Origin of the sequence: Avibacterium volantium (genome assembly GCF_900635775.1) — a bacterium.
GTDB classification, from domain to species: Bacteria; Pseudomonadota; Gammaproteobacteria; order Enterobacterales; family Pasteurellaceae; genus Avibacterium; species Avibacterium volantium.
In genome coordinates this window covers 29,879-43,958 of sequence record NZ_LR134167.1, presented here as the reverse complement: position 1 = coordinate 43,958, position 14,080 = coordinate 29,879, and the positions used below count along the sequence as shown (strand labels likewise).

The 14,080-nt window shown below is 42.2% G+C and carries 12 protein-coding genes and 1 pseudogene; 2 read left to right on the top strand and 11 right to left on the bottom strand.

The annotated features are described in order from the left end of the window. Positions 1 to 5 precede the first annotated feature (5 nt). From ELZ61_RS00220 to rapA, 8 genes are all read right to left on the bottom strand, one after another. Entirely contained in the window at positions 6 to 755 is a 750-nt protein-coding gene (locus ELZ61_RS00220; RefSeq protein ID WP_126370600.1) for an amino acid ABC transporter ATP-binding protein, read from the bottom strand. A gap of 9 nt (positions 756 to 764) precedes the next feature. Further along, positions 765 to 1,448 (bottom strand): amino acid ABC transporter permease, encoded by a 684-nt coding sequence (locus ELZ61_RS00215; protein WP_228516272.1) that lies wholly within the window; start codon positions 1,446 to 1,448, stop codon positions 765 to 767. Between the two features lie 22 nt (positions 1,449 to 1,470). Beyond that, complete coding sequence (locus tag ELZ61_RS00210; RefSeq protein WP_126370598.1) at positions 1,471 to 2,253, bottom strand: amino acid ABC transporter substrate-binding protein; 783 nt, start codon at positions 2,251 to 2,253, stop codon at positions 1,471 to 1,473. Positions 2,254 to 2,438: 185 nt separating this feature from the next. Then, positions 2,439 to 3,806, bottom strand: a complete 1,368-nt coding sequence (hemN, locus tag ELZ61_RS00205) for an oxygen-independent coproporphyrinogen III oxidase (protein WP_126370596.1) — start codon at positions 3,804 to 3,806, stop codon at positions 2,439 to 2,441. A 10-nt stretch (positions 3,807 to 3,816) separates the two neighbouring features. Next, positions 3,817 to 4,251, bottom strand: a complete 435-nt coding sequence (locus tag ELZ61_RS00200; RefSeq protein WP_126370594.1) for a DUF2489 domain-containing protein — start codon at positions 4,249 to 4,251, stop codon at positions 3,817 to 3,819. 3 nt (positions 4,252 to 4,254) lie between these two features. Beyond that, positions 4,255 to 4,836, bottom strand: a complete 582-nt coding sequence (gene yihI / locus ELZ61_RS00195) for a Der GTPase-activating protein YihI (protein WP_126370592.1) — start codon at positions 4,834 to 4,836, stop codon at positions 4,255 to 4,257. A gap of 93 nt (positions 4,837 to 4,929) precedes the next feature. Beyond that, complete coding sequence (rluA, locus tag ELZ61_RS00190; protein WP_126370590.1) at positions 4,930 to 5,589, bottom strand: bifunctional tRNA pseudouridine(32) synthase/23S rRNA pseudouridine(746) synthase RluA; 660 nt, start codon at positions 5,587 to 5,589, stop codon at positions 4,930 to 4,932. Continuing rightward, entirely contained in the window at positions 5,589 to 8,483 is a 2,895-nt protein-coding gene (gene rapA / locus ELZ61_RS00185; protein ID WP_126370588.1) for an RNA polymerase-associated protein RapA, read from the bottom strand. The genes rluA and rapA overlap by 1 nt, the downstream gene beginning before the upstream one ends. Positions 8,484 to 8,729: 246 nt before the next feature. On the opposite strand from rapA, the gene pnuC reads away from it, so the two are divergent. Then, positions 8,730 to 9,410, top strand: coding sequence for a nicotinamide riboside transporter PnuC (gene pnuC / locus ELZ61_RS00180; RefSeq protein WP_126370586.1), 681 nt, complete (start codon positions 8,730 to 8,732; stop codon positions 9,408 to 9,410). A gap of 73 nt (positions 9,411 to 9,483) precedes the next feature. On the opposite strand, the gene ELZ61_RS00175 is transcribed toward pnuC, so the two are convergent. Together ELZ61_RS00175 and ELZ61_RS00170 are read right to left on the bottom strand one after the other, a co-directional pair. Then, positions 9,484 to 10,620 carry a Gfo/Idh/MocA family protein gene (locus ELZ61_RS00175; RefSeq protein ID WP_126370584.1) on the bottom strand — a complete coding sequence of 379 codons (1,137 nt, stop codon included), beginning with the start codon at positions 10,618 to 10,620 and terminating at the stop codon, positions 9,484 to 9,486. Positions 10,621 to 10,680: 60 nt separating this feature from the next. After that, positions 10,681 to 12,189: a CoA-acylating methylmalonate-semialdehyde dehydrogenase gene (locus ELZ61_RS00170; RefSeq protein WP_126370582.1), complete on the bottom strand. Its 1,509-nt coding sequence runs from the start codon at positions 12,187 to 12,189 to the stop codon at positions 10,681 to 10,683. 241 nt (positions 12,190 to 12,430) lie between these two features. On the opposite strand from ELZ61_RS00170, the gene iolB reads away from it, so the two are divergent. Continuing rightward, on the top strand, positions 12,431 to 13,264 hold the full coding sequence (gene iolB / locus ELZ61_RS00165) for a 5-deoxy-glucuronate isomerase (protein WP_126370581.1): 834 nt from the start codon (positions 12,431 to 12,433) through the stop codon (positions 13,262 to 13,264). Between the two features lie 36 nt (positions 13,265 to 13,300). Here the strand turns inward: iolB and ELZ61_RS00160 are convergent. Further along, positions 13,301 to 13,953: pseudogene (locus tag ELZ61_RS00160) on the bottom strand (IS1595 family transposase). Positions 13,954 to 14,080 lie beyond the last annotated feature (127 nt).

Sequence of the window (14,080 nt, the reverse complement as noted above, 5' to 3'; positions counted from 1 at the left end):
CCTCATCATTCTGATTTCAAGCGATGTAAAAAGGCTTTGGTACGTTCGTGTTTAGGGTGAGCAAACAATTCTTGCGGTGAGCCTTGTTCCACAATCACTCCACCGTCCATTACTACAACCACATCTGCTACATCTAGCGCAAATTTGATTTCGTGGGTAACCACCACCATTGTCCAGCCTTCGTTGGCAAGTTCTTTCATCGTGTTTAACACATCTTGCACTAATTCAGGATCAAGCGCAGAAGTTGGCTCATCAAATAGCATTAGTTCAGGCTGAATGGCAAGGGCGCGGGCAATGCCGACACGCTGTTGCTGACCGCCTGAAAGTTGGTAAGGGTAAAGATCTTTCTTATCTAACAAGCCAACTTTCGCAAGCAATGATTCCGCTTCTTGACGCACAATTTTCGCATCGCGCTTTTGCACTTGCACAGGGCCTTCCATAATATTTTCCAACGCAGTTTTGTGCGGAAATAGGTTGTATTGTTGGAACACCATTCCTGATTTACGACGCAATGGCAGGATTTTTTTCTGAATATCAGGGCTGGCAAAATCCACATAAAGCGGATCTTTTTCAGCAAAATCAATCGTGCCTTTTTCGGGTAATTCTAAGGCGTTCAAACAGCGTAAAAACGTAGTTTTTCCCGAGCCAGAAGGGCCAAGAATCACCACCACTTCGCCTTTATGAATATCCAGATCAATCCCTTTTAAAACCGGATTATCAGCAAAGGTTTTATGAATATTGCGTACTTTGATCATTGCCTTCCCCTATCGTGCCACATAGCGATCTAAACGTTTTTCTACCCGCGCTTGAATGATAAACAGCACGAAACAGAAACACCAATACACCAAACCTGCTTCAATATACACAGGCAAGAAATCGTAAGATGAATTGGCGATTTGTTGCGCCACGCGGAACATTTCAGTTACGGTTACCACAGAAGCCAAAGAGGTATCTTTAAACAAACCAATAAAGCTGTTGCTCAATGGCGGAACGGCAACACGGAAAGCTTGCGGGGCAATAATGCGGCGGAAAGTTTGCATATAGGTCATACCAATGGTGTAACCTGCTTCCCATTGTCCTTTCGGCACAGATTGAATGGCCGCACGCACGGTTTCTGAACCGTAAGCCCCCACATTGAGGGAAAAGCCAATAATCGCCGCAGGAATGGGATCGATAAACACGCCCAGCGCTGGCAAGCCGTAAAATACCACAGAAATTTGCACCAACATTGGCGTACCGCGAATAATCGAAATATAGACTTTCGCAATCGCCAACAAAATACGGTGCAACCAGCCATTGACAGGGGTAACGCGTAATAACGCCACGCCCACCGCGATAATCATTCCAAAAAAGAAAGAAACAACAGCAAGCGGTATTGAAACCAATACCGCTGCTTTAACCATTGGGAGAAACCCGTTTATCACCAGCTCAGCACGAGCATCGGTCATAAAGGGTAAGGAAGCTAAGAAATTATTTAACACTGATATCTTTACCGAAGAATTGTTCACCCAGTTTTTTCAATGTGCCGTCATTACGAAGTTCTTCAATGGCTGCACTAATTTTCGCCAGTGCTTCCTCGTTGCCTTTATTTACAACGAAGCCCGCCCCCACTTTGTCTGCGGATTCCCAAAATGGTTTTAAGCCTGAATTTGGGTTTTTCTTCAAATAATCCAATAAGGCTAAAGAATCATTAAAGGTTACATCAGCACGTTTTTGTTGAATTAGCAATAAGCCTTGTGCCATTCCATCAATCGGCACAATTTCTGCACCGTATTTCACTGCAAGCTCACCATAGTTTGAGCTGAGGGTTTGTGCAGCTTTCAAGCCTTTCACATCTTCCACTTTGTGAATACGATCTTCATCTTGGCGAGCAAGCAACATTGCGCCCGACCAGCTATAAGGCTCAGATTTATCAAAAGTGGCTTGGCGTTCAGGGGTGGTCAATGCCACTTGGTTTGCTACTAAATCGAAACGACCGCCTTTTAAGCCAGCGAGCATTGCGTCCCATTGGGTTTCTTTAAATTCTACGGTTACGCCCAATTTTTCTGCCACAGCGCGGGTAACTTCCACATCATAGCCAGTTAATTTTCCGCTTGCATCGTGGTAAGTGAACGGCGCATAAGTGCCTTCTGTCCCTACCGTGATCGTCCCTTTATTGTTAATACGTTCAATCAAACTTTCCGCTGCAACGGCTTGGCTTGCAGTAGTGATAGCGAAAAGTGCGGTGGAAAAAAATGCTAATTTTTTCAACATAATATTCTCCTTTGAATAGATTTCATTAAGTGCTAGGCATTGTAAAAGAAACAAAAGGATTTACAAATAACTTAAAGGAATATGTTATAAAAAAGTTAAATATGCAGAATTTCTTTGACTAGCACGATACTTTCAAGCCCACCCTTGATCCGCCCAAAACAATCTTTTGAGCGGATTATTTGAGATTAAATAATTCTCGAGAACTGTTGACGTCTGGCTTGTTGTCTTGAGTAGGTGTCAAAACATAAGCAAATATTACGAATCAGCAAATGCCCAACAGGGGAAACCTGTAACCCTTTTTCGCCAATTTCAATTAAGCCATCTGCGGCAAGGGGCGCGAGCAATTCTAGATCTTCCGCAAAATGGGTTTTGAAATCAATGCCATATTGCTGTTCAAATGGGGCGTAATCCAGTTTGAAGTTACAAATCAGTTGTTTGATGACATCACGGCGCAAGCAATCTTCTTGGCTCATTACAAAGCCTTTATGAAGTGCGGTGCCTTTTTGCTCAATATCTGCGTAATAATGTTTTAGCTCTTTTTGATTTTGTGCGTAAGTGTCGCCCAATAGGCTAATTGCGGAAACGCCAAGACCGAGCAAATCCGCATCTTCTTGTGTGGTGTAGCCTTGGAAATTGCGGTGTAGCACGCCATTTTGTTGCGCAATAGCTAGCTCATCATCAGGTTTCGCGAAGTGATCCATTCCAATGAAGCGATAGCCTGCATCGCTTAAGGTTTCAATGGTTTTTTGCAAAATGGTGAGCTTGGTTTCAGGTGCGGGCAGCTGATCTTCTTTAATTTTCGCTTGCCCCGCAAAACGGCTTGGCAAGTGGGCATAGTTAAACACGCTCAAACGATCAGGGTTTAATTCAATCACTTTTTGCAGGGTGAACATAAAGCTTTCCACATTCTGCAATGGCAAACCATAAATCAGATCCAAATTGGTGGATTGAAACCCTAAAGCGCGTGCGCGTTCTAGCAAGGCTTGAATGAAATCTTCATCTTGCTCACGATTTACTGCTTTTTGCACCGCTTTATTGAAATCCTGCACGCCCATACTAATGCGGTTAAAGCCGATTTTACGCAGATGATCAAGGGTTTCCAGCTCAATTTTACGCGGATCCATTTCTATACTAATCTCGGCGTTATCGGCAAAATGAAAATGCTCACGCAACATTGCCATTAAACGGCTGGATTGTTGCTCGGTGAGATAGGTTGGTGTGCCGCCACCCCAATGCACTTGGGTTACCTTGCGATTGCGGAAAAGTGCGGCGCGATTTTTGATTTCTTTTTCCAAATAATCAAGATAAATATCCGCTTTGTGCTGATGACGCGTAATGATTTTGTTACAGGCGCAGAAATAGCACAATTTATGGCAAAACGGAATATGCACATAAAGAGAAAGCGGACGCTCAGGGTAACGCGCTGCCGCCGCTTGGAAATCTTGTTCAGTATAATTTTCGTTAAATTCTAATGCCGTTGGGTAAGAGGTGTAACGCGGCCCAGAATAGTTATATTTTTGAATTAACGCGGAATCCCACATAGTTCCAGACATTAATTTCCCCCTAAAATTTTTCAATATCCAACAATAATTGATTTAATTCCAACAAAATTTTGCTTTCAAGATCGGCTTCGGCGCTTTCACGGGTGAGATCTAAACGCATACGCTCGTTCTTTTTTAATTCCTTACGCGCTTGATGCGTTGGCATTTCTTTCACCACATCATAAAGCTCAGCCAGCGCAGGATAAGTGGTGATTTTTAAGCCTAAGGGATCGAGCAACATTTTTAATCGAATTACCCCTTCAGACAAATTGCAATCGCCATTTTGCATTGCCCGCGCGATAATCTCAATACTCTCTTTTAGGCGTTTTACACGCGCCAAGCGTGCATTTTCTAACGCCTGCTTTTGGTTTTTCAAGGCACGCAATAATTTCACCGCATAGGCGGCCATTCCCACAATAATCAAAAGCCCGAGGGCAATTAAAAGATAAATCCACATAAATTATTTAAACTGATTAATATCAATGGTTTCAAAAGTGCGGTATAAATCTTCCGCATTTTCGTCTTCATCACGAATGCCTAGTTCGTCCATTAGCTGCGCGATACGATCTAAACATTCGTCCACAAAGGCTTGATCTTTGGCATTTAAGGTTTTGCCTGCTTCAAGCTGATCTAATAAATCATTCAAACATTCATTATTTTCAAGCTGTTCAAGTTCCACCATTGGATCAAGCGCCTTTGTTTTTTCCACATCTGGTTTTTCCACAGCCACAGGCGGAATGGTCATTCCTTTTTCTGGCTTATTGACAAACTCCACCACTAATGGAATTTTTTTGCGGCTGCCCACACGGGGATCTAACTTGGCATCTTGCTCAAGGGCTTTATTTTCTTCTTGACGACTATGGCGAGAGCCAGCCACGAGACCTTTGTGTTTTTTCTTTCTTTTTTCTTCACGCGCTTTGGCATCTAATTCATAACGTGTCAATTTACGCCCACGCCCAGTTGGGGCGCTTTGCGCGGGTTTATCCGCCTTGCGTGTTGGCATAATATCCGTAATACGGCGTGTTTTCTTTTGACGGGACATAATTTCTCTACTATTTGGTAAAAATGAATTGGGGAGAATTGTAGCATTAAATCACCAATTCTCCGCATTATTTCTGTGATTGGTTAGAACGAATTAAAACGGCACATCTGCCGTAAAATTCATTATTTCACCCGTTAAAGGGTGGCGAATTTGTAAGGATTGTGCGTGCAAACACAAACGGGGCGACATCGCTTTCGCTTGTGGGTGAGCATAAAACTTATCGCCTAAAATCGGGTGTCCGAGGGCAAGCATATGCAGCCTTAATTGGTGCGAACGCCCTGTAATTGGGGTAAGCTTTACCCTTGTGCTGTTATTAGGGAGGCGTTGTAAAACCTCAAATTTTGTTACCGCACTTTTCCCCCGCTCAAAACAAATTTTCTGTCTAGGACGATTTTCCCAATCGCAAATCAGCGGCAAATTCACCGTGCCGCTATCTTGCACTAAATGCCCCCAAACGAGTGCCTGATAAGATTTCTTCGGCTCACGCTCGCGAAACTGGCGCTTGAGTTCTTTATCCGCCAGCTTGCTCATTGCAAACAGCAAAATCCCACTGGTTGCCATATCAAGGCGATGCGCCGGCTCGCAAAAGCCATATTTTTCTTTTACGCGCGACATTGCACTATCGTAATATTGCGGTTGGTTACCCGGCACGGAAAGCAAACCGCTCGGCTTATTTACCAATAAAATATGGTTGTCGTGATAAATCACATCTAACCAAGGTTCGCGTGGGGGATTGTAATCAATTAATGCCATTATTTACTCTTATTACTGATAATCACACGCAGGCTATCCAAGCGCCAAGTGGCTTTGTGCAAGTGCTGTAAAATTTGCTCGCGCTCGGCACTAAGTGCGTCAATTTCATCTTGGCGAATGGTTTTATTCACTTGTTTTAACGCCTGCAAGCGGGTTAATTCGCTGTCCAAACGCTGCGCAGCTTGCTGCTCTGCTTGTTCAATTAATCTTTGCGCTTGTTCGCCAATTTGACGTTCACCTGCTTTTAATAATTGTTCAATATTGGCTCGCAACATTTTGATGACCTTGCTCGCCATTTGTTTTGCCATCGGTTTAAGCTGTTTTTGTAGCAGCTCAAAGCCCACTTTATCCGCTAAATTATGACCTTTGCCGTCAATTAATAAACGCACTGGCGTTGGGGGTAAGAAGCGAGTGAGCTGCAAACCGCGTGGCGCTTGGGCTTCCACAATGTAAATGAGTTCCAGCCACAGCGATCCCACAGGCAATTCATTATTGATTAGCAATGATACGGCAGTTTTGCCAATCTCGCCATCAGTAATCAAATCAATGCCGTTACGGATCATCGGGTGATCCCAAGTGAGAAACTCAACATCTTCGCGCGCCACGGCTAAATTGCGATCAAAGGTTACCGTTAAGCCTTCTTCTTTTAAGCCAGGGAAATCTGGCACCAGCATTGTGCCTGTGGGGTGAATAACAATGCTTTTCTCGCCGAGATCTTCTTGCTCCACGCCGATAATATCAAATAAATTTAAGGTGAAATTGATTAATTCGCTTGAGCCGTCTTGCTCCGCAATGGCTGCGGCAAGCTCAGCGGCTTGCGTGCCACCATTGGAGTTGATTTCCAATAAGCGATCTCGCCCTTGATCGAGCTGGGTTTTCAAGGCATCACGCTCGGTTCTAGTTTCGGCAACAAAATCATTAAACGCGTCGTCCGCCGTATTTTGCTGTAAAAACTGTTGTAATTTTGCACCGCACTTTTCAAACAGCGTCGCCCCCATCGGACAGGTTTCTTCAAACGCATTCAAGCCTTGATGATACCACTGGGCGAGCAACACTTGCGGGCTGTCAGCAAAGCAAGGGGCGTAAATCTCGATGTCTTGTTTTTGCCCGATGCGATCTAAGCGCCCGATGCACTGTTCCAACAAATCGGGATTATCAGGCAAGTTAAACAGCACCAAATGATGGGCGAATTGGAAATTTCGCCCCTCAGAGCCAATGCTTGAGGTGAGCAACACTTGTGCGCCTTCTTCTTGCTGAGCAAAATATGCTGCCGCTTTATCTCGTTCCACAATGGACATTTTTTGGTGGAACACCGCACTGCGAATGGCTTCTTTTTCGCGTAAGGCTTTCTCTAGCTGAATGGCGGTTTTAGCTTGATGACAAATCACCAACACTTTTTCTTCGCGGTAAGATTGTAAGAAATCAATCAGCCATTCCACACGCGGATCAAAATCCCACCAAGCGGCATCAGGGTTCATTTTCTGGAAGATCTGCTCGGGGTAAAATAAATCGCTGGTTTTCACTTCGCCAAGCATTTTCAGCACACCAATCGCATTGCGATATTGCTTTGGCATTGGCAAAGTGATTTCGTGATAATGACGCAATGGGAAGCCTTTCACGCCTTGGCGAGTATTACGAAATAACACACGACTGGTGCCGTGGCGATCGAGCAGATTTTCCACTAAGGTTTCACGTGCTTGCGCTTTTTTCTCGCTATGATGAAGATCCGCTAATAATCCGCTAGTATCTTGATCAGACAGCAATTCCGCTAAATGTTTTTCTTCTTGCGTGCTTAATGGCTGCTCGCTTAACAATCCATTCACGGCTTCAGCCACTGGTTGATAATGCTGCTGTTCTTGCACAAAAGCGCTGTAATCATAAAAGCGATCAGGATCGAGCAATTTTAAGCGTGCGAAATGGCTTTCTTGCCCTAATTGTTCAGGGGTTGCCGTCAGTAATAATACGGCAGGAATATGGCTCGCCAACTGCTCAACAATTTGATAAGCCAAACTTGGCGCTTGTTCCGACCATTCAAGATGATGCGCTTCATCGACAATCAATAAATCAAATTCCGCATTCATCAGCTGTTCAGCGCGTTTAGGCTTTTGCACCAGCCAATCTAGGGCGCAAATAATTAAGGATTCTGTTTTAAATGGATTGGTTGCCACGCCACCGTCAAGACCATCAAAATCAGCGCAACGTTCTTCATCAAAAAGGGAAAAATGTAAATTAAAACGGCGTAGCATTTCCACAAGCCATTGATGTTGCAAGGTTTCTGGCACGATAATAAGCACGCGATCGACCTTTTCGGCAAACAACTGTTGCTGCAAGATCATTCCTGCTTCAATGGTTTTGCCCAGCCCCACTTCGTCAGCTAACAACACTCGCGGCGCAATGCGTTGTCCCACTTCTTTGGCAATATGCAATTGATGGGGAATTAACCCACCGCGAATGCCGCGTAAGCCACGCAATGGTGATTGATACTGCGCTTGGCGTTGTTGTAAGGCGCGATAACGCAGCACAAATTGGCTTGCGCGATCAATCTGCCCTGCAAATAAACGCTCCTGCGGCTTACTAAAGGCAATTTGCGCACTGAGATCGGCTTCTTGTAGTAGGGTTTCTTGCCCATCTTCTTTTTGCACCAAATAGAACGCCAGCCCATTATGATCTAACACTTCAAGCACCTTGCCCTGCCAGCCCTCTTTATGACGAATTTCATCACCCACTTGAAAAACCACACGCACTAACGGGGCATTATCTAAGGCATAAATACGAATTTCTTCGGCGGCAGGAAAATTTAGCGTAACCGTACGGTGATTGACTTCCGCAACCACGCCCAAGCCAAGATCATTTTCACTTTCACTAATCCAACGCTGACCAACTATAAAGGACATAAAATTTACTCTTATTATTGTTATAGCTAAATGACGTATGCTTATAACAAGCCATTTAGCGAAGATTTTATTACGAAAAAAGGCGGCTATTTTAACGATCTTACAGTGAAAAAGAAATGAAAATATATACAACAAAAACACAACATCAATCACAGAATAAAAAGAAAAATGTAGCCTATCCTTGACTTTTAAAAAGTGCGGTGCAAAAATAGCAAGGTTTTTATTTCACTTATTAAGGATAATGTTATGCGTTTTTCTCAAACTCTTAAAAATGAATTTTTTGGTGGCTGGAAACCTTTTGAAGTTGTCTGGCTTTTCTTATTTATTGCTGCACAGCTTTACGCCTATGCACAATCGCCCGTGTCTTGGCTCGAAGCGCTCGCAGGGATTTCAGGGATTTTATGCGTGGTGTTTGTGGGTAAAGGGAAAATCAGTAACTATTTCTTCGGTTTGATTTTTGCTTATAGCTATTTCTATGTGTCGTTAGACAACAAATTTTATGGCGAAATGACCACGACCCTTTATGTTTATATTCCTGCGCAATTTATCGGTTATTTCTTATGGAAAGAAAATATGCGTAACAGCACAGAACAAAGCGAAACAGTAATCGCCAAATTTCTTACCGTAAAAGGTTGGGTCACCCTAATCAGCCTTGTGGTACTGGGTTCTATTGCCTTTATCAGCATTTTAAAAACAACAGACGGCAATTCTATCGGCTTAGATGGCGTCACCACCGTGCTAGTTATTGCTGCACAATTATTGATGATTTTGCGTTATAGCGAACAGTGGATCTTATGGATTATCATCAATATCCTTTCTATCATTCTCTGGGCTGACACCCCAGCAATGTATTTAATGTTCGGCGCTTACTTACTTAACTCGTTATACGGCTATTACAACTGGTCGAAGTTAGCGAAAAATTCGTAAAAAATGACCGCACTTTAAAAATAAAAACTTGGCATAATTGCCAAGTTTTTTTGTTTTTAAAGCTAACGGGAAATTAAGCTACCTCCTCCACATTAACCCAACGCTTTTCCTGACAGGACATTGCAATTGCATCAAGCACTCGAGAAACCTTAAATCCTTCTTCAAAATCAGGATACATTGGCTGATTATTTGTGATGCCATTAATAAGATCACGAATTTCCACCGTTTTTTGATCATTGAAACCAATACCATGTCCAGCGCTTACACAAAAATGCTTATAATCAGGGTGGTGTGGGCCTGTCAGTAAGGTTTTAAAACCTTGCCGTGCTGGTTCATCTGTGTGGAGATACAATTTTAGTTCTGCCATTCTTTCTTGCGTGTAGCTGATTGTGCCTTTTGTTCCTATGATGACATAACTTAGTCCCATTTTGCGTCCACACGCAATTCGAGAAGTTTCAATTGTCCCCATACAACCGTTAGCAAAACGTACGATTGCGGTAGCTTGATCTTCATTTTCAACAGGAAGCTGTTCATTTAAATTTTGCGGGTTAGGACGCATTTTTATTACTGTTTCCATATCTCCAACCACGCGTTGAATTTGGCTACCTACAAGATATTGCGACATTTGTATAATATGCGCGGAAAGATCGCCTAACGCCCCTAACCCTGCTTTTTCACGAATGCAATGCCAATCTCGTGGTGTATTAGGATCAGCGAGATAATCTTCATTATGCGTTCCATAAAAATGAACAATCTCTCCAATTTCTCCCCGCTCTATGATTTCTTTCGCAAGTTGAGTAGTTGGGTTCTTAATATAATTAAACCCTACAAGGGTTTTTACCCCTGCTTTTTGTGCGGCTTGATACATTAATTTGGCATCTTCGGCAGTTAAAGCAAGAGGCTTTTCCGAATAAACATGTTTACCTTGTTCAATTGCAGCTAATGCAATTTCTTTATGTAAAAAGTTTGGGGTGCAAATATCTACTACATCAATATCGGGATCTTGCACCACATCACGCCAATCTCCTGTAGAACGCTTAAAGCCAAACTCTTTAGCTTTTTGAGCAGCTAACTCAGGTGTGATTTCAGCTAGGTAATCGCATTCTAGCTCCGCCTCTAGCGGAAAAACCGTAGGTGCCTGAGCATAAGCAATAGCATGGCAACGTCCAATATATCCTGTGCCAATTAATCCAATTCTTACTTTTTTCATTTCTTTTTCCTTACGCAAGAAAAAAGAGATTTCCATCACAGAAATCTCTTTTATTTTTTATTATAAGGTTGGCATACTGAATGCTGCTTGAGAATCAATATTTTGTTCTGGCCAACGTGTTGTCACAGTTTTCATTTTAGTGTAGAAACGCACACCATCTGGACCATACACATTTAATGCCCCAAAAGCTGAACCTTTCCAACCACCAAAGCAATGGAATGCCATCGGAACTGGAATTGGAATATTCACCCCAACCATTCCAGCTTGGACGCGATATGAAAATTCCCGAGCTGCAGCACCGCTATTAGTGAAAATAGCTGCGCCATTACCAAATTGATGGTCATTGATTAAACGCATTGCATCTTCAAAATTTTTCGCACGAACAATGCCAAGCACAGGACCAAAAATCTCTTCTTTATAAATAACCATATCCTCAGTAACATGATCAAATAACGTACCTCCGATAAAGAAACCCTCTTCATAGCCGGCTGGTTTTTTATTACGTCCATCCACGACTAAAGTAGCACCCTCTTCTACACCTTTATCAATATATTTGGTTACGTTGTTGAGGTGTTGCTGCGTAATGAGCGGTCCAAAATCCATTTCTTTTTCGCTTTCTTTTGGAATACCTGGTCCATAACGTAAAGCTTCTACTTTTGGTTTTAGCGCAGCCACTAATTTATCTGCTGTTTCATCGTCAATGGTTACTGCAATTGGTAATGCCATACAACGTTCACCTGCCGCCCCAAAAGCTGCACCGAGTAACGCATCTGCGGTCGCATTAATATCCACATCAGGCATTACCAAACCGTGATTTTTCGCTGCACCAAGTGCTTGTACACGTTTACCATACTCAGAACCAACTTTATGCACATATTCTGCCGCTGTTGTTGAGCCCACAAAACTTATCGCTTTCACACGAGGCTCACGCAATAAAATTTCATTATCATGACGATCTCCATGTACTACATTAAACACACCATCTGGCAAGCCTGCTTCTTTTAATAATTCAGCAAGGCGAATAGAAAGTGAAGGGTCAGTTTTTGCAGGCTTCAAAATAAAGGTATTACCACAAGCTAGTGCAATCGGGAACATCCACATTGGCACCATCGCAGGGAAGTTAAATGGCGTAATACCAACGCAAACTCCCAAAGGTTGCATTGTGGAATGAATATCAATACCTCGCCCTGCTTGCTCCGAGAACTCACCTTTAAGCAAATGCGGAATCCCACAGGCAAATTCAACCACTTCCAAACCACGAGTTAACTCACCACAAGAATCAGAATAAACTTTACCATGTTCCTCAGTGATTAAACGTGCTAATGAATCCCAATCACGCTGTAATAATTCTTTAAACTTAAAGAGCACCCTTGCTCGACGTAATGGCGAAGTCGCAGCCCACTCAGGGAATGCTTTTTGTGCCACCTCAACAGCTTCCAGCACTTCCGCTTCAGTACTCATACGCACTTGGCGAATTTGTTTTCCTGTCGCAGGATTAAAAATTGGCCATACTTTTTCGCCTTGGCTTTCAACCAGTTTTCCATTAATAAAATTTAAAACAGTTTCCATTCTTTGCTCCTTAACCTAAAAGTGAAATGAATGATTCATCTGATTGTGCTTTGCACAAATTTAAGTTGTACACTAGATTAGAATAATGAAATAAATTTTTCAATTCACTTTACCAAATAATGAAATAATTATTTCATTTTTGTGATCTACGTTGGATATTTGACAATTTTTTCTGACAACATTCCGGTATCTGATCTATGATTTGGGTGAAAACTACCTAATAATTCAATGAGAGGTGAATATGAGCTATTTATTGTCAAAGTCAGCCAAACAAAATCCAGCTCCTAATGGTTTAGTACAGAAAGTAACCCCTAAGAGCGCCAATTGGGAATATGTTGGGTTTGAATGCTATCACTTACAGCCTAATCAAAATTTGAGCTTTGATACAGAAAATACCGAAGTGTGTTTTGTGGTTTTGGCTGGAAAATGCACTATTTCGACAGCAGGGCAAATATTCGAACATATTGGTAACCGCCAATCTCCTTTCGACCGTATTCCGCCTTATTCTCTTTATGTACCACATCATCACCAAGTTGAAATCCAAGCAGAAACTTATTTAGAATTAGCCGTGTGCCGTGCGCCAAGTGAAGGTAATTTACCTGTACGTTTAATCACACCAGCAGAAGTGGGTGTTGAACAACGTGGATTTGGCAATAATAAACGACTTGTGCATAATATTCTGCCTGAAACAGAACCTGCTGATGCCTTATTAGTTGTGGAAGTATTTACCGATGAGGGAAACACCAGTTCATTCCCAAGCCATAAACATGATCAAAAAAATAGTGAAACTGAAACTTATTTAGAAGAAACCTATTACCACCGTTTTGAACCCGCTCAAGGATTCTGCTTGCAACGAGTGTATACCGATGACCGAAGCTTAGATGAATGTATGGCAGTCTATGATGGCGATGTAGTGCAAGTGCCAAAAGGCTATCACCCAGTTGCCACTATTGCGGGTTATAACAACTATTATCTCAATGTTATGGCAGGCCCTGTTCGCAAATGGCGGTTTACTTGGGAGAAAGATCACCAATGGATTAACAGTCAAGAATATGTTGATAAGTTTCATAGATAGGGAGTATATAGTTTTAGGGGCTGTAGTAGATTAGCCCTAAATTTCACACCATTTTCGCAATATTTTTAACTGCTCTTTTGGTGTCCCAAAGTTAAACCGAAATTCACATTCCTTCAAGAATAAAGGAAAGTTTTTTCAGTTAATTCCATTATATTTTCGCAGTATCCGCTTCGCCTGATTCCAAAAATTTTCAATGCCATTAATATGATTTTGTTTCACCGCAAATAGCTCGGAATGATTGATTCGTTCGTGGTGAAATTCACTCACATCAAGCGCATCATAACTGCGATAAGTGTCCGTATAAACCCAGCTATCAGGCTTGATTTTTCTTTTAATAACAGGGAGTAATGTTTCACTCTTGGTGTTTTCAACCACAACAGTAAATACCTTTCCTTGTCGTTTTAGTCACCCAAAAACAGCAACTTTTCCAGCCGCTCCTCGTCCTCGTTTTCCCTTTCGATGACCACCAAAATAGCTTTCGTCTAGTTCAATTTCCCCCTCAAAATCTCGTTAACTTCAAGGGATAAATGATAGCCAATCACAAGCCTGATTTTATGGTAGAACAAAGCGGCTGTATTCGGTTGAATATCTAGCAAATTTGCTGCCGTTCTTGCAGTAACTTCTGCGACAAAAAATTCAAGCAGTTTTTTCTGTATAGATTTCTTTAATTTACAATATGTTATCTTCATTTTTGTAGTATAGCATTGTTGCTAATCTACTACAGCCCCTAGTTTTAATACCAAGTGGGGTGTAAATTTCATGAATTTTAATTTAGTTACAACAAAGGTCTGTATTAGGTTATGGTTATGTTAGTCT

Coding starts and splice junctions, on each gene's coding strand:
- ELZ61_RS00220 (WP_126370600.1), bottom strand. CDS start 755: ATGATCAAAGTACGCAATATTCATAAAACCTTTGCTGATAATCCGGTT.
- ELZ61_RS00215 (WP_228516272.1), bottom strand. CDS start 1,448: ATGACCGATGCTCGTGCTGAGCTGGTGATAAACGGGTTTCTCCCAATG.
- ELZ61_RS00210 (WP_126370598.1), bottom strand. CDS start 2,253: ATGTTGAAAAAATTAGCATTTTTTTCCACCGCACTTTTCGCTATCACT.
- hemN (WP_126370596.1), bottom strand. CDS start 3,806: ATGTCTGGAACTATGTGGGATTCCGCGTTAATTCAAAAATATAACTAT.
- ELZ61_RS00200 (WP_126370594.1), bottom strand. CDS start 4,251: ATGTGGATTTATCTTTTAATTGCCCTCGGGCTTTTGATTATTGTGGGA.
- yihI (WP_126370592.1), bottom strand. CDS start 4,836: ATGTCCCGTCAAAAGAAAACACGCCGTATTACGGATATTATGCCAACA.
- rluA (WP_126370590.1), bottom strand. CDS start 5,589: ATGGCATTAATTGATTACAATCCCCCACGCGAACCTTGGTTAGATGTG.
- rapA (WP_126370588.1), bottom strand. CDS start 8,483: ATGTCCTTTATAGTTGGTCAGCGTTGGATTAGTGAAAGTGAAAATGAT.
- pnuC (WP_126370586.1), top strand. CDS start 8,730: ATGCGTTTTTCTCAAACTCTTAAAAATGAATTTTTTGGTGGCTGGAAA.
- ELZ61_RS00175 (WP_126370584.1), bottom strand. CDS start 10,620: ATGAAAAAAGTAAGAATTGGATTAATTGGCACAGGATATATTGGACGT.
- ELZ61_RS00170 (WP_126370582.1), bottom strand. CDS start 12,189: ATGGAAACTGTTTTAAATTTTATTAATGGAAAACTGGTTGAAAGCCAA.
- iolB (WP_126370581.1), top strand. CDS start 12,431: ATGAGCTATTTATTGTCAAAGTCAGCCAAACAAAATCCAGCTCCTAAT.